General features: G+C 28.6%; 16 protein-coding genes, 15 tRNA genes and 1 riboswitch. Of the genes, 30 read left to right on the forward strand and 1 reads right to left on the reverse strand.

What is annotated here, in order from left to right; translation table 11 throughout:
• Positions 1 to 61: 61 nt before the first annotated feature.
• The 28 genes from NWE74_RS00735 to NWE74_RS00870 all read left to right on the forward strand — a co-directional run bounded on the left by NWE74_RS00735 (position 62) and on the right by NWE74_RS00870 (position 14,253).
• The gene (locus tag NWE74_RS00735; RefSeq protein ID WP_258241346.1) at positions 62 to 790 is read left to right on the forward strand and encodes a DUF975 family protein; all 729 of its coding nucleotides are present in this window, start codon (positions 62 to 64) and stop codon (positions 788 to 790) included.
• Positions 791 to 977: 187 nt separating this feature from the next.
• A complete protein-coding gene (locus NWE74_RS00740) occupies positions 978 to 1,664 on the forward strand; it encodes a GntR family transcriptional regulator (RefSeq protein ID WP_258241347.1) in 687 nt (228 codons plus the stop codon).
• A 235-nt stretch (positions 1,665 to 1,899) separates the two neighbouring features.
• Positions 1,900 to 2,751: an SDR family oxidoreductase gene (locus NWE74_RS00745; protein ID WP_258241348.1), complete on the forward strand. Its 852-nt coding sequence runs from the start codon at positions 1,900 to 1,902 to the stop codon at positions 2,749 to 2,751.
• Between the two features lie 9 nt (positions 2,752 to 2,760).
• Positions 2,761 to 3,372 (forward strand): bifunctional 4-hydroxy-2-oxoglutarate aldolase/2-dehydro-3-deoxy-phosphogluconate aldolase, encoded by a 612-nt coding sequence (locus tag NWE74_RS00750; RefSeq protein WP_258241349.1) that lies wholly within the window; start codon positions 2,761 to 2,763, stop codon positions 3,370 to 3,372.
• Positions 3,356 to 4,378 (forward strand): sugar kinase, encoded by a 1,023-nt coding sequence (locus NWE74_RS00755; RefSeq protein ID WP_258241350.1) that lies wholly within the window; start codon positions 3,356 to 3,358, stop codon positions 4,376 to 4,378. Before NWE74_RS00750 ends, NWE74_RS00755 begins: the two co-directional genes overlap by 17 nt.
• Positions 4,379 to 4,394: 16 nt before the next feature.
• Entirely contained in the window at positions 4,395 to 5,441 is a 1,047-nt protein-coding gene (gene uxuA, locus NWE74_RS00760; protein ID WP_258241351.1) for a mannonate dehydratase, read from the forward strand.
• A gap of 252 nt (positions 5,442 to 5,693) precedes the next feature.
• On the forward strand, positions 5,694 to 7,094 hold the full coding sequence (gene uxaC, locus NWE74_RS00765) for a glucuronate isomerase (protein WP_258241352.1): 1,401 nt from the start codon (positions 5,694 to 5,696) through the stop codon (positions 7,092 to 7,094).
• A 19-nt stretch (positions 7,095 to 7,113) separates the two neighbouring features.
• Positions 7,114 to 8,124 carry a TRAP transporter substrate-binding protein gene (locus tag NWE74_RS00770; RefSeq protein ID WP_258241353.1) on the forward strand — a complete coding sequence of 337 codons (1,011 nt, stop codon included), beginning with the start codon at positions 7,114 to 7,116 and terminating at the stop codon, positions 8,122 to 8,124.
• 22 nt (positions 8,125 to 8,146) lie between these two features.
• Positions 8,147 to 8,653, forward strand: a complete 507-nt coding sequence (locus NWE74_RS00775; RefSeq protein WP_258241354.1) for a TRAP transporter small permease — start codon at positions 8,147 to 8,149, stop codon at positions 8,651 to 8,653.
• Positions 8,654 to 8,671: 18 nt separating this feature from the next.
• A complete protein-coding gene (locus NWE74_RS00780) occupies positions 8,672 to 9,979 on the forward strand; it encodes a TRAP transporter large permease (RefSeq protein WP_258241355.1) in 1,308 nt (435 codons plus the stop codon).
• A gap of 309 nt (positions 9,980 to 10,288) precedes the next feature.
• A complete protein-coding gene (locus NWE74_RS00785; protein WP_258241356.1) occupies positions 10,289 to 11,227 on the forward strand; it encodes a metal ABC transporter solute-binding protein, Zn/Mn family in 939 nt (312 codons plus the stop codon).
• A gap of 9 nt (positions 11,228 to 11,236) precedes the next feature.
• Positions 11,237 to 11,959, forward strand: a complete 723-nt coding sequence (locus NWE74_RS00790) for a metal ABC transporter ATP-binding protein (protein WP_258241357.1) — start codon at positions 11,237 to 11,239, stop codon at positions 11,957 to 11,959.
• 18 nt (positions 11,960 to 11,977) lie between these two features.
• Positions 11,978 to 12,805: a metal ABC transporter permease gene (locus NWE74_RS00795; RefSeq protein WP_258241358.1), complete on the forward strand. Its 828-nt coding sequence runs from the start codon at positions 11,978 to 11,980 to the stop codon at positions 12,803 to 12,805.
• Between the two features lie 175 nt (positions 12,806 to 12,980).
• Positions 12,981 to 13,056, forward strand: a tRNA-Lys gene (locus tag NWE74_RS00800).
• Between the two features lie 5 nt (positions 13,057 to 13,061).
• Positions 13,062 to 13,150: transfer RNA gene (locus tag NWE74_RS00805), tRNA-Ser, on the forward strand.
• Positions 13,151 to 13,155: 5 nt separating this feature from the next.
• Positions 13,156 to 13,231, forward strand: a tRNA-Asn gene (locus NWE74_RS00810).
• Positions 13,232 to 13,235: 4 nt separating this feature from the next.
• Positions 13,236 to 13,310 (forward strand) — tRNA-Thr (locus NWE74_RS00815).
• A gap of 9 nt (positions 13,311 to 13,319) precedes the next feature.
• A tRNA-Arg gene (locus NWE74_RS00820) sits at positions 13,320 to 13,396 on the forward strand.
• A gap of 13 nt (positions 13,397 to 13,409) precedes the next feature.
• Positions 13,410 to 13,485: transfer RNA gene (locus tag NWE74_RS00825), tRNA-Lys, on the forward strand.
• A 5-nt stretch (positions 13,486 to 13,490) separates the two neighbouring features.
• Positions 13,491 to 13,579 (forward strand) — tRNA-Ser (locus NWE74_RS00830).
• Positions 13,580 to 13,584: 5 nt separating this feature from the next.
• Positions 13,585 to 13,660 (forward strand) — tRNA-Asn (locus tag NWE74_RS00835).
• A 4-nt stretch (positions 13,661 to 13,664) separates the two neighbouring features.
• A tRNA-Thr gene (locus NWE74_RS00840) sits at positions 13,665 to 13,739 on the forward strand.
• Positions 13,740 to 13,748: 9 nt separating this feature from the next.
• Positions 13,749 to 13,825 (forward strand) — tRNA-Arg (locus NWE74_RS00845).
• A 12-nt stretch (positions 13,826 to 13,837) separates the two neighbouring features.
• Positions 13,838 to 13,913 (forward strand) — tRNA-Lys (locus NWE74_RS00850).
• 5 nt (positions 13,914 to 13,918) lie between these two features.
• Positions 13,919 to 14,007 (forward strand) — tRNA-Ser (locus tag NWE74_RS00855).
• Between the two features lie 5 nt (positions 14,008 to 14,012).
• Positions 14,013 to 14,088, forward strand: a tRNA-Asn gene (locus NWE74_RS00860).
• A 4-nt stretch (positions 14,089 to 14,092) separates the two neighbouring features.
• Positions 14,093 to 14,167, forward strand: a tRNA-Thr gene (locus tag NWE74_RS00865).
• Positions 14,168 to 14,176: 9 nt separating this feature from the next.
• Positions 14,177 to 14,253, forward strand: a tRNA-Arg gene (locus tag NWE74_RS00870).
• Between the two features lie 95 nt (positions 14,254 to 14,348).
• Here NWE74_RS00870 and NWE74_RS00875 read toward each other — a convergent pair.
• A complete protein-coding gene (locus NWE74_RS00875) occupies positions 14,349 to 15,539 on the reverse strand; it encodes a dicarboxylate/amino acid:cation symporter (RefSeq protein WP_258241359.1) in 1,191 nt (396 codons plus the stop codon).
• Between the two features lie 328 nt (positions 15,540 to 15,867).
• Here NWE74_RS00875 and NWE74_RS00880 point away from each other — a divergent pair, with 328 nt between their 5' ends.
• Positions 15,868 to 17,841 carry a sensor histidine kinase gene (locus NWE74_RS00880; protein ID WP_258241360.1) on the forward strand — a complete coding sequence of 658 codons (1,974 nt, stop codon included), beginning with the start codon at positions 15,868 to 15,870 and terminating at the stop codon, positions 17,839 to 17,841.
• 91 nt (positions 17,842 to 17,932) lie between these two features.
• Positions 17,933 to 18,193 (forward strand): hypothetical protein, encoded by a 261-nt coding sequence (locus tag NWE74_RS00885; RefSeq protein ID WP_258241361.1) that lies wholly within the window; start codon positions 17,933 to 17,935, stop codon positions 18,191 to 18,193.
• A gap of 302 nt (positions 18,194 to 18,495) precedes the next feature.
• Positions 18,496 to 18,600, forward strand: a riboswitch (glycine riboswitch).
• The last annotated feature ends 113 nt before the right edge of the window (positions 18,601 to 18,713 follow it).

The raw sequence follows: 18,713 nt of genomic DNA on the forward strand, positions 1-18,713 counted from the left end.
CACAATCACGCTATAACTTGAATATAGATATTATAGATAAAACTTTAAAGGAGGGATTACTATGAGTAGAGCAGAATTAAAACAACTTTCTAAAAGCCAATTAAAAGGTAATTGGAAAGTACCTGTATTATTAATGCTAATATATTCAGTTGTAGTAATTTTAGTATCTATAATTCAAAATCATACTGATTCAGGTGTAGGTATATTTATAGGATTTTTAATATCATTAGGAATAGAAGTGTGGGGATTTGTAGGATTTTCTAAGTTTTTCTTGAAATTTAGAGAAAATCCAAATGATTCCAAATTTGAGGATGTATTGGTATCTAAAAATGCATTATTAAAATCATTAGGGTTTGTAGTAATAATAAGTATTATAGGCGCTATAATTGGTGGAATTATAGGGGTTGCAGCAGTTGCATCGAGTGTTAATTTTATATTTGGTAATGGTGGTTTAAGCGCAGTATCATGGTTATTAATAATATTATCAATAGTTTTATGTGTGCTACTTACTATATTCAGTTTAGCAGTGTCAATGACATCATATATAATTGTAGATAAAGAAAATTTAGGATTAATTAAAGCTATGAAACTTAGTATACAAATGATGAAAGGTCATAAGTGGGAATTATTTGTTATTCAATTAAGTTTCATTGGATGGGCTATTTTATGTCTTATTACATTAGGTATAGGATATTTATGGTTAACTCCATATATGACACTTACTATAACTAATTTATACAAAGAATTAGATAAAAACAATAGTTTAAAAGTAATAGAAACAGATATATAAGTTATAATGCATACAAAATAATTAAAAATTAAGACTAAGAGTATTTTGAAATTAGAAGAAAATTTTAAAATACTCTTTTATTTTTTATAATTAAGATATATTATTAAAAAGAAAAGTAAAAATACTAATATACTAGATTAAATTGTTAATTGTATAACAGAGATTAAATTAGTATACAGGAGGAATAATGATACTTTACGAAAAAAAACATAAAGAAACAGGAAAAGCTTATGCATACAGAGTTTTGAAAGATAACATAATGTCATTAGATTTAAAGCCAGGAGAGTTACTTAGTGAATCTGATTTATCTGAAAAACTGAATATATCTAGGACACCAATAAGAGAAGTTTTAATGAGATTGAAAAATGAGCACCTTATAGAAGTTAAGCCACAATCAGGTACGTATGTATCTTTAATTGATAAAAGTCTTATAAATGAAGCAATATTTATGAGATCTATATTAGAAAAAGAAGTTTTAAGGGAAGCCTGTAATGGTTTTTCAGAAGAATTATTTATGGAATTAGAAAAAAACTTATTTGCGCAAAAACTAGTTGCAGACAAGGACGGAAAAGAACTTGAATTTCATAATTTAGATAAAAAATTTCATAAGTTAATATTTTTAGGATGTGAAAAAATAAATATATGGGAAAGTATTATGAATATAAGTACTCATTATAATAGAATGAGACTTTTGTCTGAAATGAAAAGTAATAAAGTGCAAATAATAAATCAGCATGAACAAATGTTAGATATAATAAAAAATAAAAAGTTTGATGATATTGAAGAATATATAAATATACATATAGTATCTCCAGCTAAAGAATGGGAAAGATTAATAAATGAAAATGAAGAATTAAAAAGATTCTTTAAATAATAATTAACTTAAATTTAAATTCAACCAAGAAGTCTTCTAATGAAGGCTTTTTTGTTTAAGTGAAATTGTATTTATCAAAAAATATAAAAATAGAATTAAAAATAAAATAAAATTAAAAAAATTTATAAAAATGACAGCTAATGTAAAAATATAAAAAAATTTAGGAAAAGGTATTGCATTGAGAAAAACGATATGCTAGTATACAAGTATAGAAGATGAAAGGAAGGTACAACAAATGAAATTGCCATTTAATATTGATTTAAATAATAAAGTAGCTGTAGTAACAGGTGGAACAGGAGTACTATGTGGAGCTATGGTTGATGCATTAGCAAAGTGTGGAGCTAAAGTAGCTATACTTGCTTTAGGTAAAGATGCATGTGAAGTTAAAGCTAAAGAAATAATAGATAATGGTGGATGTGCCATAGGAATAGAAACTAACGTATTAGATAAGGAAAGCTTAAAAAGAGCACATGAGATAATATTAAAAGAATTTGGACCATGTGATATATTAATAAATGGAGCTGGTGGAAACCATCCAAAAGGAACAACAACAAAAGAATACTTATTAGAAGAAGATTTAGACAACGAAGAATTAATATCGTTCTTTGACTTAGATCCAAAAGGAGTAGAATTTGTATTTAACTTAAACTTCTTAGGAACATTACTTCCATCGCAAGAGTTTAGCAAAGACATGATAAATAGAGAAGGATGCACAATAATAAATATATCTTCAATGAATGCATATACTCCTCTTACAAAGATACCTGCATACTCAGGAGCAAAAGCAGCAGTAAGTAACTTTACTCAATGGTTAGCAGTACATATGTCAAAAGTAGGAATAAGGGTAAATGCAATAGCACCAGGATTCTTTGTTACTGCTCAAAATGAGAAACTATTATTTAATGAAGATGGAACTCCAACTGAAAGAAGTAATAAAATATTAAATGCTACACCAATGGGAAGATTTGGAGAAGCAGATGAATTAATAGGTACATTATTATACTTAGTAAGTTCTGATGCATCAGGGTTTGTAAATGGTGTAGTAATACCCGTAGATGGAGCATTTAGCGCATATTCAGGAGTATAGGAGGATATTATGTTAAACACTATAAAAAATGAAGGAATAGTAGCTGTAATAAGAGCAAAAGACCATGATGAAGCAAAAGGATATATAAATGCTTGCTTAAATGGTGGAATAAAGGCAGTAGAATTAACTTACTCAATTCCTGATGTTGTTGAATTAATAAATGAGTTAATGGATAATGAAAAGTTAATACTAGGAGTTGGAAGTGTTTTAAATGGAAAGATGGCAGAAGATGCAATCTTAGCAGGGGCTACATATGTAGTAAGTCCAGGATACAATAAAGAAGTAAATGAAGTTTGTAAAAGATTAGATACTCTTTATCTTCCTGGATGCATGACAGTTAGTGAAATAATGAATGCCATAGAAAATGGAAATAAAATGGTTAAATTATTCCCAGGAGATGTATTTGGACCTAAGTATGTTAAAGCAATCAAAGCTCCAATACCACAAGCTGAAATAATGCCAACAGGAGGCGTTAGTATAGATAACATAGATAAATGGTTTGAGATGGGAGTTTCTTGTGTAGGAGTAGGCAGTTCACTGTTTAATGCAGGAAGTTTAAAAGATATAGAAAAACTAGCTAAAGAATTTGTGGAGAAAATAAAAGATGTTAGAAGCAAATAAAAATAATAATATTTTAGGTTTTGGAGAAATAATGCTAAGACTTACACCTTCTAATAATCAAAAGATTATGCAAGTTAATTCTTTCGATGCAACTTACGGTGGTGGAGAGGCAAATGTTGTTTGTAGCTTAGCTAATTTTGGCCATAAAACCAAATATGTAACTAAGGTACCTAACAATTCATTAGGAGATAAAGTTATAAGGGATTTAAAGAGCTATAATGTAGATACAAGTGATATATTACAAGGTGATGGTAGACTTGGTATATATTTTTTAGAAATAGGTCATGGTCTTAGAAGCACAGAAGTCATATATGATAGAAAGTACTCATCTATATCTATGACAAATAAAAATGAGTTTGATATAGAAAAAATGCTAGAGGATGTTAAATTAGTGCATTTATCAGGAATAACTCCAGCATTAAGTAAGGAATTATATGATTTAACTATAGATATAGCAAAGTTTGCTAAAAAAACTGATATACTAGTGTCCTTGGATTCTAATTATAGGGCTAAGCTGTGGAGTTTAGAAAATGCTAAAGAGTTTTTAGAGGAAATACTTCCTTATGTAGATATAGCGTTTTTAGGTAATTTAGATATGACTAATATATTGAAATATGAATCAAAAAAAATAGGATATGAAGAAAGCCTAAAAGATTTATATGAAAAATTATTTAAAAAATATCCTAATTTAAAATATGCAGCATGTACAAAAAGAAGTGTAAATTCAATAAATAATAATTCTTTAAAAGGTTACTTATTTGATAAAGAAAATTTACATGTATCAAATGAATACAATTTTGACATTTTAGATAGAGTTGGTGGAGGAGATGCTTATACGGCAGGAATACTTCATGGAATATTAGATAATTTAAACTCTAGAGAAACTGTAGAATTTGGAACTTGTGCAAGTGTTTTGAAACATTCAATAAGAGGCGATATAAACCTAGTTGACAGAAAAAGTGTGTCAAGTTTGATAGAAGAAGGATTACAAAATATAAAAAGATAATTTGGGGGATGTAAATATGGAAATGACGTTTAGATGGTATGGACAAGATGACTCTGTAAAAATAGAGTACATTAAGCAAATACCAGGAATGAAAGGTATAGTAACCGCAATATATGATATACCGGTAGGAGAAGCTTGGCCACTAGATAAAATATTAGAATTAAAAAAGACTGTAGAAGATAATGGATTAAAACTTTCGGTAATAGAAAGTGTGCCCGTTCATGAAGATATAAAATTAGGATTACCTACAAGAGAGAGGTATATAGAAAACTATAAAGAAACTTTAAGAAATTTAGGAAAAGCTAAAATAGAAACAGTATGTTATAATTTTATGCCAGTATTTGACTGGACTCGTTCAGATCTTAACTATGAACTTGAAGATGGATCAACTTGTCTAATATATGATGAAGAAACAGTAAGGAAAATGGATCCAGCATTAGGTGAACTAGAACTTCCAGGATGGGATACATCATATGGAGAAGGTGGAATAGGTGCATTGCTTGATAAATACAAAAATGTTGATGAAGAAAAGCTATGGGAAAATCTAGAGTATTTTATTAAAGAAATAATACCAGTAGCAGAAGAAAGTAATGTAAAAATGGCTATACATCCGGATGATCCACCATGGTCAATATTTGGACTTCCAAGAATAATAACAAATTTTGAAAACTTAGAAAGATTTATAAATCTTTATGATAGTGAATACAATGGAGTAACACTATGTACAGGATCATTAGGATGTACAAAAACTAATGATGTTGTAGAGATGGTTAAATATTTTGGAAAAGAAAAAAATAGAATAAACTTTGCTCATTTAAGAAACGTATTAATAACTGGAGATAGTAGTTTTAATGAAGTTGCTCATTTATCAGAATGTGGTTCGCTAGACTTTTATGAAATAGTAAAAGCATACTGTGATTATGATTTTAAAGGGCCATACAGACCGGATCATGGAAGGATGATATGGGGTGAAACTGGAAGACCAGGATATGGGCTATATGATAGAGCATTAGGTGCTGTTTATATAAATGGATTGATAGAAGCTATAAACAAGAATAAATAGCTAAAAATGAAGATGTTTCAGAATGAATTTTATTTTAGTTACTAGATTTATATACAATTTATTACATTTGCAGACAAATCATTTATAAAAAATAAGTATATTAAAAATATAATTAGAATTAAATGATAAAACATTTTGAAACTCTTCCTTTACAATGAAAAATATTGAAGAAAAATGAAAAATATTGGAGAAAAAAATTTAATATGTTAAAATTTAATATAAAAAAGATAGTAAATAGCTTAGGAGAATACAATGAAAAAATTTATGGACAATGATTTTATATTATCTAGTGAGACAGCTAAGACCCTATATCATAATAATGCTTCAAAAATGCCGATATTTGATTATCACTGTCACTTACCGGCGGTTGAAATAGCACAAGATAAAAAATATGATAATTTAACTCAAATGTGGCTATACCATGATCATTATAAATGGAGATCTATGAGAAGTTTTGGAATAGATGAAAAATATATAACTGGAAATGCAACTGATTTTGAAAAATTCTATGAGTTTGCAAAAATGATGCCATATTTAATTGGTAACCCTATATATCATTGGTCACATTTAGAACTTAAAAGATACTTCAATGTTGATGAAACTTTAAGTGAAAAAACAGCGAAAGATATATGGGAAAAATGTAATAGAGAAATAGTTGAGAATAAGTTAACTGCTAAAAAATTAATAAAAATGTCTAATGTTGTTTATATTGGAACAACAGATGATCCAGTAGATGACTTAGTATATCACAAACTTATAAGTGAAGATAAAAACTTTGAATGTGAAGTTAGACCGACATTTAGACCAGATAAGGCTTTGAAAATACAAAGCAAAGATTTTAAAGGTTATATAGAAGTATTAGGAAAAACGGAAGGTGTAAAAATAAAAGATTATGAAACATTAACAAAAGTATTAGAAAAAAGATTAAATTACTTTGTAGACCATGGATGTAATATAACGGACCATAGTTTAGAAAGAGTTTATTTTGAACCTTCTACAAAAGAGGAAGTTTCAAACATATTTGTTAAAGTTTTAGCGGGTAAAGAAATAGATTCAAAAGAAGCTCAGAAATACACTACATTTACTTTGATAGAATTAGGAAAAATGTATAGTGAAAGAAATATGGTGATGCAGCTTCATATAGGTGCCCTTAGAAATAATAACACAAGAATGTTTAATTTAGTTGGAGTAGATGCAGGATTTGATAGTATTGATGATGGGGAAATCGCTTACTCCTTATCTAAACTATTAGATAGTTTAGATGTTGAAGATAATTTACCGAAAACTATTTTATACTGTCTAAATCCTAAAGATAATGAAGTTTTAGGGACTATGATAGGAAACTTCCAAGGTGGACAAGTTCCAGGAAAGGTCCAATTTGGATCTGGATGGTGGTTTAACGATCAAAAAGATGGTATGGAAAGACAACTTATATCACTATCTCAACTAGGCCTTATTAGCAAATTTGTAGGAATGCTTACAGATTCAAGAAGTTTTTTATCATTTACAAGACATGAGTATTTTAGAAGAATACTTTGTAACTATATAGGAACTTTAGTTGAAAATGGAGAGTATCCATGTGATTTAGATATATTAGGTGAAATAGTAGAAGATATATGTTATAACAATGCTAAAAAATATTTTCAAAAATAATCCTAGGGGGAATTTATAAATGAATAAGAGGATTAAAGCTCTTTTACTCGCAACTATAACTAGCTTATCGGTAGTTGGATGTAGTTCAAGCAAAGATAATGAAGCAAAAGTTATGAGGGTTGCTCACAATCAAGGTGAGGAACATCCAATACATTTAGCACTAAAAGAATTTGAAAAAATAGTAGAACAAAAAACAAATAAGGAAATAGATATACAAGTATACCCTAATGAATTACTTGGAGGTCAACGTGAAGCTGTAGAGCTTACTCAAACAGGTGCTATTGATATAGCGGTTGGTAGCATAAGCTTACTTGAAAGTTTTAATAAATCTTATAGTGTATTTAATCTTCCATATTTATTTGACAGTAAAGAACATTATCACTCTGTAATGAATGATGATGAGATAATGGACAAAATATATGAATCAACTAGAGAATCTGGGTTTGTTGGCCTTACTTGGTTTGACGCAGGTTCAAGAAATATGTATACAACAGATAAACCAGTAATGAAGCCAGAAGATTTAAAAGGTAAGAAGATAAGGGTTCAACAAAGCCAGACTAATATAAGAATGATGGAATTATTAGGCGGATCAGCTACACCTATGAGCTTTGGTGAAGTTTATACAGCTTTACAACAAAAGGTTATAGATGGAGCTGAAAATAATGAGCTAGCCTTAACTAACAATAAACATGGAGAGGTTGCTAAGCACTACTCATATAATCAACATGCTATGATTCCAGATATACTTATAATGAATGCTAAGCTATTAGACAGCTTAAGTGAGAAACATAGAAATATAATACTAGAGGCAGTTGATGAAATTAATAAATTTGAAGTTGATGCATGGGAAGATAAAGTAAATGAAGCAGTAGAACAATCTAAAAAAATGGGAGTTAACTTCTATTATCCAGATATAGAGCCATTTAAAGAAAAGGTTTTACCACTTCGTAAGGAAATGACTCAAGATAATGAAGCAATAAAAGCCTTATATGATAAGATACAAGAAAAAGCATCAAAAGAAAGTAAATAAATACTAGTAGGGAGGAATTAAGATGAATAAATTAAGAGTTATATTAAATAAATCAATAGAAGTCATATGTATGTCACTACTAGCATTTATGGTAGTTTTAGGTACTTGGCAAATAATCACTCGTTATGTGCTAAATAACCCAAGTACAGTATCTGAAGATCTATTGATATATTCATTTGTATGGATGGCATTACTTGGATCAGCTTATGTATTTGGAAAAAAAGATCATATGACTATGGTATTTTTTAGACAAAAACTTGAAAATAAAAGTCATAAAGTAAAGCTAGGATTAAGCATAATGACAGAATTGGTAGTATTAGCATTTTCTGCATTAGTTTTAGTATTAGGTGGAATACAAATAAGTAATCTAGCTATGGGTCAGATATCACCAGCACTAGGAATTCAAATGGGATATATATATTTAGCACTACCGTTATCAGGGATAATAACAATAATCTATAATATATTAAATTTATTTGATTTGAAACAAGAAGTAGCAAATTCAAAAAAATTATTAAATAATAATTAATCTGAGGGAGAGAAGATTATGGAATTAGCATTTCAAGCAGGTACAGCTATAGCTATTGTATTTCCGATATTACTTTTATTAGGTATACCAATATCTATAACAATAGGGATAGCTTCTATATTTGGTATATTAACTACATTATCATGGGATGTAGCAGTTTTAACTGGAGCACAAAGAATATTTACAGGAATAAGTAGTTTTTCATTATTAGCAATACCATTTTTCGTATTAGCAGGGATAATAATGAATAATGGTGGTATAGCTTTAAAATTAGTAAATTTTGCAAAAGTATTAAGTGGTAAATTACCAGGGTCTTTAGCTCATACAAATGTAGTTGGAAATATGCTATTTGGAGCAGTAAGTGGCTCATCAGTAGCAGCAGCTGCTGCTATTGGTGGAACAATGTCGCCACTTCAAGAATCAGAAGGATATAATAAAAATTACAGTGCAGCAGTAAACATAGCATCTGCACCAACAGGATTATTAATACCTCCAAGCAACTCACTTATAATATATTCACTAGTAAGTGGAGGGACATCAGTAGCTGCATTATTTATGGCAGGGTACATACCAGGTATATTATGGGGACTAGCAGTAATGATAGTTGCATTTATACTTGCAAAAAAATATAAATATTCATCTAAATATAATATAAGTTTTAAAGAAGCTATAAAAATATTTATAGATGCGCTTCCTAGTTTAGCTTTAATATTTGTAATAATAGGTGGTATAGTAGGCGGTATATTTACAGCTACAGAAGGAGCAGCAGTTGCAGTTGTCTATTCTTTTATACTATCATTTTTCTTCTATAAATCTATAAAGTTAAAGGATATACCTAAAATATTATTAGACACAGTTGAGATGACAGGTATAATAATTTTCTTAATAGGGGTATCATCTATAATGTCTTGGGTTATGGCATTTACAAATATACCTAATGCAATAACAGAAATACTATTAGGAATATCTTCAAATCCGGTTGTGATATTATTAATAATGAACTTAATATTATTAATAGTTGGTACATTTATGGACTTAACGCCAGCGATATTAATATTTACACCAATATTTTTACCAATAGCTAAAAACTTTGGTATGGATTCAGTTCAATTTGGTATAATGCTTATATTTAACCTGTGTATAGGGAATATAACGCCACCAGTTGGAAACACATTGTTTATAGGGTGTAAAGTTGGTAAAACTAAAATAGAAGATGTAATAAAATACTTGTTACCATTCTATCTAGGTATATTAGTAGTTTTAATGTTGGTAACATTCATACCAGAAATAAGTTTATTTATACCAAAACTTATGGGAATGATTTAGTAAAGAATTAATATTAAAAGAAAATTTAAGTAAGATTATTATATTAGAAGGTCTGAAAAGACCTTCTTTTTGTATATAAATTATTATTATGTTTGATAAGGTTATTAGATTTGTTAAAATTTCATATTATTATATTGATGTATATAAATTTATAAAAACTATTGACAAAAATGTTGTTCAATAAGATAATAAGTGTATTGATAATCATTATCAAATAAAAACTTAAATTAAAGTTTGTCTATTAATTAAATTATTGGGACATAATTAAGTTAAAAAAGAAATTTTAGATAAATAGAAAGGATAATAAAAATGAAAAAAGTATATTTACTATTAATGAGTTTATTTATATCTATGAGTGTTTTTGGATGCTCAAAAAATGAAACTATAGATGAAAGTAAAGATAAAATAACAGTATATACAACAGTATTTCCAATTTATGATTTTACAAAAAATATAGGAAAAGATAAGATTGATTTAAATTACATAATACCTCCAGGAACAGAGCCTCACGATTATGAAATAACTCCTAAAGGATTAAAAGATATTCAAGATGCAAATTTACTTATTAAAAATGGATTAGGACTTGACAGTTTTGCTGATAAAATTGAAAGTGAATCGAATTTAAAGGTAGTAGTAGCTACAAAGGGAATAGAACCTTTAAGCTATAATGATAAAGAAACACACAATCATTCTCATGAAGAAGATAGCGATAATCATAATCATGGTGAATATGATCCTCATGTATGGTTAGATGTAGATTTAGTTATAAAAGAATGCGAAAATATAAAAAATGCTTTAATAGAAGTAGATTCAAAAAATAAGACTTACTATGAAAATAATTACAATGAGTATGTGCACAATTTAGAGAAGATAAAAGACAAATATGATTCAGAGCTAAGTACTATAAAGAACAATAAAATAATTGTATCTCATGATGCTTATGGTTATTTATGTAAAAAATATAATATAGAACAAATATCCGTTACAGGAATAACTCCAAATCAAGAGCCTTCTCTTAGTAAAGTAAGCGAGATCTCAAATTTTGCAAAAACAAATAAGATTGGGTATATATTATTTGATGGTCTTGTAAATCCTAAAGTAGCTCAGACTATAGCTAATGAAGCAAATATAAAAACAGAAATACTATACTCCATAGATGGAGTTACAAAACAAGATTTTGATAATGATGAAGATTATATATCATTAATGAATAAGAACTTAGATACATTAAAATTGATTTTAAAGTAGGGAGTAAATATGGAAAATGTAATTAAATTTGAACACGTAAGTTTTGGTTATGATGAAAAGCCCATACTTGAAGATATTAATTTAGAGATACATAAGGGAGATTATGTTGGAATAATAGGCCAAAATGGGGCTGGAAAAAGCACATTATTAAAACTTATGATAAATGAAATAAAATCAGTAAAAGGTAAAATAAAAATATTTGGAACGGATATAAATGCATTTAATAGCTGGGAAGAAATAGGATATGTAAATCAAAAGTCAAATTCATTTTCATCATCTTTTCCTGTTACAGTAAGAGAAGTTGTAGCAATGAATTTAGTTTCAAAAATAGGATTATTTAAACGTATAAAAAAGAAACATTTAGAAGAAGTTGATGACGTTTTAAAGCTAGTTGGAGTTTATGAATACAAAGATAAACTTATAGGAAGTTTATCAGGAGGGCAACAGCAAAAAGTATTTATAGCTAGAGAACTAATGAAATCACCTAAAATGTTATTTTTAGATGAACCAACAGTAGGTATTGATATAAATGGGCAGCGAGAATTTTATAAGCTATTAAAGGAATTAAATGAAAAGTTGAATCTTACAATAGTTATAGTTTCACATGATTTATTTATTGTTAAAGAAGAAGTAAAGAATCTTGTATTAATTAAAAATCACAATATAAAGTTTATACAAAATGCAAAAAGTGATATAAGTAAAAATATGATGTTAGATTTTTTTAGTAATTAGAATTTGGGAGGAAGTAGTTTGGAAATTTTTCAATATGATTTTATGTTAAGAGCATTATTTGCATCTGCTATAGTAGGGTTTATATGCCCTCTTATGGGAATGTTTATAGTGTTTAAGAGGTTATCTTTAATAGGAGATAGTTTATCTCATATAGCTTTATCTGGAATCTGTGGTGCTACATTATTTGGTGTAAATCCTATTTTAGGGTCATTAATTGCATCAAGTCTAGCCGCTATTTTAATAGACCGATTAAGAACGAATTTAAAGGAATATGCAGATTTATCCATTGCCATAATCATGGCTTTAGGTGTAGGTATATCAGGAATATTAATAAGTATGTCAAATGTAAACTTTGATTTGTTTTCATTTATGTATGGAAGTATAGCTACAGTAAATAAAGAAGATATAGTTATAATAACTTTAACCGCTTTGGTTATAGTATTCTTTATAGCATTATTTTTTAAAGAACTTTTATTTATAACTTTTGATGAAGATAATGCTAAATTCTCTAAAATACCTGTTAAATTTATAAATACTATTTTTATGGTTTTAGTAGCTGCAAGTATAACAATAACATTAAGAATAGTTGGTGTATTATTAGTTTCATCGTTAATAGCTATACCTGTTGCAACGAGTATACAAATAGCTAGAAGCTTTAAAAACGCAATGTTTTATTCGATTTTATTTGGAGAAGTTGCCATAATATCAGGCGTAATAATTTCTTTCTATTTTGATTTAGCTCCAGGAGGAACTATAGTTATAATAAGTGTGATGGAACTTTTAGTTATAAGTTTGGTAAGCAAGATTAAAAATAAACATAAAGCTAAAATAAATTTTAAATATTAGTGAATATAAATAAAAAAATTGTAAAAAATTAAAAAGCTGAAATTATTAAAAATAAAGGTATTTAAGGAAAAAAAATGAAAAAAATATAAAAAATATGAAAAAATGTATTGACGAATTTAAAAAATATAACTATAATAGTCTTTGCAAGTGAGAACTTAACAAAACAATAAACAATGATCCATTAGCTCAGTCGGTAGAGCACCTGACTTTTAATCAGGGTGTCCCGCGTTCGAGTCGCGGATGGATCACCAAGTACGGAGAGGTGTCCGAGTGGTTTAAGGAGCTGGTCTTGAAAACCAGTGATGCTTAACGGCACCGTGGGTTCGAATCCCACCCTCTCCGCCAATTGTGGGAATATGGCTCAGTTGGTAGAGCAATTGACTGTTAATCAATGGGTCACAGGTTCGAGTCCTGTTATTCCCGCCAAAATGCTAGCGTGGCTCAACGGTAGAGCAGCTGACTTGTAATCAGCAGGTTGTAGGTTCGATTCCTATCACTAGCTCCATAAAAATGTGGGTGCATAGCTCAGCTGGATAGAGCAACGCCCTTCTAAGGCGTGTGTCCGGGGTTCGAATCCCTGTGCGCTCACCAATTTAATATTTATGATCCATTAGCTCAGTCGGTAGAGCACCTGACTTTTAATCAGGGTGTCCCGCGTTCGAGTCGCGGATGGATCACCAAGCACGGAGAGGTGTCCGAGTGGTTTAAGGAGCTGGTCTTGAAAACCAGTGATGCTTAACGGCACCGTGGGTTCGAATCCCACCCTCTCCGCCAATTGTGGGAATATGGCTCAGTTGGTAGAGCAATTGACTGTTAATCAATGGGTCACAGGTTCGAGTCCTGTTATTCCCGCCAAAATGCTAGCGTGGCTCAACGGTAGAGCAGCTGACTTGTAATCAGCAGGTTGTAGGTTCGATTCCTATCACTAGCTCCATAAAAATGTGGGTGCATAGCTCAGCTGGATAGAGCAACGCCCTTCTAAGGCGTGTGTCCGGGGTTCGAATCCCTGTGCGCTCACCAATTTAATATTATGATCCATTAGCTCAGTCGGTAGAGCACCTGACTTTTAATCAGGGTGTCCCGCGTTCGAGTCGCGGATGGATCACCAAGTACGGAGAGGTGTCCGAGTGGTTTAAGGAGCTGGTCTTGAAAACCAGTGATGCTTAACGGCACCGTGGGTTCGAATCCCACCCTCTCCGCCAATTGTGGGAATATGGCTCAGTTGGTAGAGCAATTGACTGTTAATCAATGGGTCACAGGTTCGAATCCTGTTATTCCCGCCAAGATGCTAGTGTGGCTCAACGGTAGAGCAGCTGACTTGTAATCAGCAGGTTGTAGGTTCGATTCCTATCACTAGCTCCATAAAAATATGGGTGCATAGCTCAGCTGGATAGAGCAACGCCCTTCTAAGGCGTGTGTCCGGGGTTCGAATCCCTGTGCGCTCACCAATTAAACTTTTAGATTATGTCTAAGAGTTTTTATTTTTATATAATAAAAATTATAAAATAAAAAGCCTTTGGTATAAACACCAAAGGCTTTTTTATTAAAATTCCACAGATTCTTCTTCACTTTGTATATTTTTCTTATCGGCTATACCAGTAAGCATAAGTGTTAATGCTCCATCGCCAGTAACGTTACAAGCTGTACCGAAACTATCTTGTAATGCAAATATAGTTAAAATAAGAGCAGTACCTGTTTCATTAAATGCTAAAACACTAGTTATAAGTCCTAGAGATGCCATTACTGTACCTCCAGGGACACCAGGTGCACCTATAGCAAATACACCTAATAAAATTATAAATACTACCATAGATGATACACTTGGAAGTTTACCGTATAATATTTGAGAAACTACCATAACAAAGAATACTTCTGTTAAAACAGATCCACAAAGATGTATATTAGAGCATAGTGGAACTGAGAAGTTTAAAATATCTTTTCTTAGTACTTTAGATTTTTTAGCACATTCTAAAGCTACAGGAAGAGTGGCAGCTGAGGACATACTTCCAACAGCAGTTAAGTAAGCTGGTCCATAATGTTTTAAAACTTCCATAGGGTTTTTACCAGATATAGCGCCGCCTACTGCATAAAGCAATGCAAGCCATATAAAATGACCAATTAAAACTATAACTATAACTTTTATAAATACAGGTAAGTGATTAGTTATAGAACCTTCATAAGCAAGAGATGCGAAAGTTGTAGCTATGAAATATGGTAATAAAGGAATAACCACTCTATTAACTAAACTTAAAACTATATTTTGGAACTGATCTAATAATTTTTCAAACAGATCAGCTTTTGTCCAAGTTATTGCAAGTCCTAAAATTATAGATAAAAATAATGCGCTCATAACAGGCATAATTTGAGGAATATCTAATTTAAAAATAAGTTCTGGTAATTGTCTTAGACCTTCATTAGTAGATTGAATTGACAATTTTGGTATTAGCATATATCCGAATATAGCTGAAAATGTAGCTGCACCGACTGATGATATATAAGCAAACCCAACAGCGTACCCTAATAATTTAGAAGCATTGCTCTTTAATTTGGCTATAGAAGGTGCGATAAATCCGATAATTATTAAAGGAACCGCAAAGAATATTACTTGACCTAAGATATACTTTAAGGTAACTATAATATTCATAAAAGAAGCAGGCGCATAGAAACCTATTAATAGACCTATAACAACTGCTAATACTAATTTAAATATTAAGCTGTCAAATACTTTTTTCATAAAAATACCCCCATTGTAATTGATAAACTGATATAGGTTGATAAAAATATAACCTATTTAATTTAAATAGTAGTAAAAATAAGTTATATTTTCAATAAAATGTTAAATTTTTTTAATAATTTCAAGATTTTATATATTAAGAAAAATATCGAAATAAGTATTACATAGTTAGTTTTGAAATTATAAAAAATATGATTTATTTGTACCTTTAATAAATTATATATAACTTTCCTTAACAAAAACTATAAAATAATGTAAAATATATATTATAAACCATAAAATAATGTAAAAATATAGTAATAGGAACAAAATAGGGGAGAAATGACATATGGGGGGAAAACTGTTAAAGTATATTTTAGGTATCATTTTATGCGCAATGATATCGTTTTCGTATGTACAGAAAATATACTCGCATAATAATAAACATGAAGGTTTTAATGTACTTATATTAAATTCATATCATCAAGGGCATTATTGGGAATCTAATATATTAGATGGAATAAAAAAATATATGGAAAAAAATAAAGAAGATAATATAAACTTTAATGTTGAATACTTAGATTTTAGAAATAAAAACGATATAGAATATATAAATTCATTAAAAGAAATGCTTAACAAAAAATATCACAAAGGAAGCATAGATGCAATATACACTGTAGATGATGAGGCATACGAATCTTTCAAAGGAGAAATATTTAATAAAGAAAGTAGCTTTTATAAAATACCTTTAGTTTTTAGTGGAGTAGACAATAAGCAACGATGTTGTAAAAAAGAAAAACAGTATATGTCAGGAATTTACCACACAGATGATAGCAAAAATTTAATAGTAATGATAAAAAGATTAAATCCTGATGTGAAAAATATAAATGTTATAACAGAGGAATCCTTATATTGTAAGTCAGTAAGATCTGAAATTGATGATGCTATAAAAATATACTCAAATAATACAATTAATATAAGACATATACAAAGTGATTATATACAAGATGTAATAGAAAATCTAAAAAAAATAGATACTTTTGCTAACTCTATAAACATAATTGCTGGTGAATTTCAATGTAAGTCTTCTTTAAAATATTTAAATCCAAATGAGACTATAAAAATAATAAAACAATATAGTAAAAATCCAATTTATTCAAATGACCAAACATATATAAATTCAAGTATTTTAGGTGGATTCATAGATATAGGTCAAGAACATGCATCTATAATTGGAGAGATGATTTTAAAAATAAAAAATGGTCAATCAATATATTCTATACCATATGAAATAGAGCCAGTAGCTAAGGAATATATTGACTATAATAGTGTTTATGAATACAATATAAATCCATTTAATATAAGTGAAAATTCAAAAATAATTAATAAAAAAAACTATCAATTGCTTCTTCCAATATGGATGAAACATTTAATTATTATAGCTATATTTTTAATTATAATATCAATTGTTTTATGCTTTAACCATGTAGCTAACTGTAAAAAAAATAGAAAGAAAAGAGAAGAAGAATATAATAAAGCAAAAGAAAGAGATAAATTGAAAACTGACTTTATAGTAAATTTAAGTCATGAGTTAAGAACACCTATAAATATAATACTAGGAACAACTAAAGTATTAGAAAGAAATATATTGAATGAAAATATAAATAAGTTAGATACAATAAATAAATTAAACAATATTAATCAAAACTCATACAGATTGCTAAAAATATCTAATAATATAATAGATATTACCAAGGTTGAGTCAGGTATGTTTAATTTAAAACTACAAAACTGTAATATAGTAGATGTAGTTGAAGAAATATTTACATCATCAGTAGAATTTGCAAATAAAAAAAGCTTAAAAATGATATTTGATACAGATGAAGAAGAAATAATTACAGCTATAGACAAACTTCAGATGCAAAGAGTGATTTTAAATCTATTGTCTAATGCTATAAAGTTTACAAATTTAAAGGGATATATAAATGTTTATATAAAAAAAGAATATAAAAATGTAGTTATAGAAGTAAAAGATAGTGGTGTTGGAATACCCGAAGATAAGATAAATAAGATTTTTTATATGTTTTATCAGATAGACAGCTTAATGACAAGAAAAAGCGAAGGAAGTGGAATCGGGCTTTGCATAGTTAAAGATATTGTCGAAATCCATGGCGGTAAAATTGAAGTAGAAAGTAAAGTAAACTTAGGAACTATTTTTAGAATACATCTTCCGATAAGAGTTGTAGAAAATGAAAAGTGTGATGAAAATTTACATATATTAGATATTGAAAATGTTGTGAACTTAGAAATGTCAGATATTTAAAAAACTAGTATTTTAACTTAAAAAATAGTTGACAATATAAATAAATTAATAATAAACTAATTTTAAGGATTATTAAGAAAGAAGGTACAACATGGAAGAAATATACAGACTAATAGAAGAAAAAATAAAAAATGCTGGTTATAACGGTAATGTAAATGGTGAAGAAATATACGATGAAATCTGTGATGAAATAGAAGAAAAAGAAAATGGAAGTTATATATTTATGTCTAAAAAAGAAGATGATGTTTTCTTCGAATATCAAATAGATATAATGGATGAAAACTTTAATTTATCATACATAGATATAAACACTCCACAAGGAAAAATACATGTGGACTTTGATGCTAATTAGTATATAGTAAAAAAGAGTTATTTTAAAATAACTCTTTTTTTGTGAGAATTTTAAATTAGATTATAGGATATTTATAAATAGCTTTATTAATTAAATTATAAATATAAAAAAAATTTTGTAATATGAAAATTATATATATCAAAATTTAAAATTAAAAATACTTACAACAATAAATGATTTTAGTTAAAAAAATTAATAGAATAATATATTATTGTTAAAAAAATAATCAAAAAAAATCAAAAAAAAAGTTGACTTTATTGAAGTTAATTCATACAATTATATCAAAATTAAATATTTACCAAATGAGATTAGCGAGAGAGACCTAAATATTTTAGGAGCCGAAGAAGCAATTTAAAAATAGCCAAATTTTTAAAGAAACTTTCAGGCAAACATATCGTTAATTGATGGAAATCTGGAAAGACTTATAAACTAAAATATAAGTCACCGAAGGAGCAAAATAATTTTAAAATTATTGAAACTTTCAGGTATATAAACAGAGGATATACAGGCAACTTTATTT

Source organism: Romboutsia lituseburensis (assembly GCF_024723825.1).
In the GTDB taxonomy this organism is placed as follows: domain Bacteria; phylum Bacillota; class Clostridia; order Peptostreptococcales; family Peptostreptococcaceae; genus Romboutsia_F; species Romboutsia_F lituseburensis_A.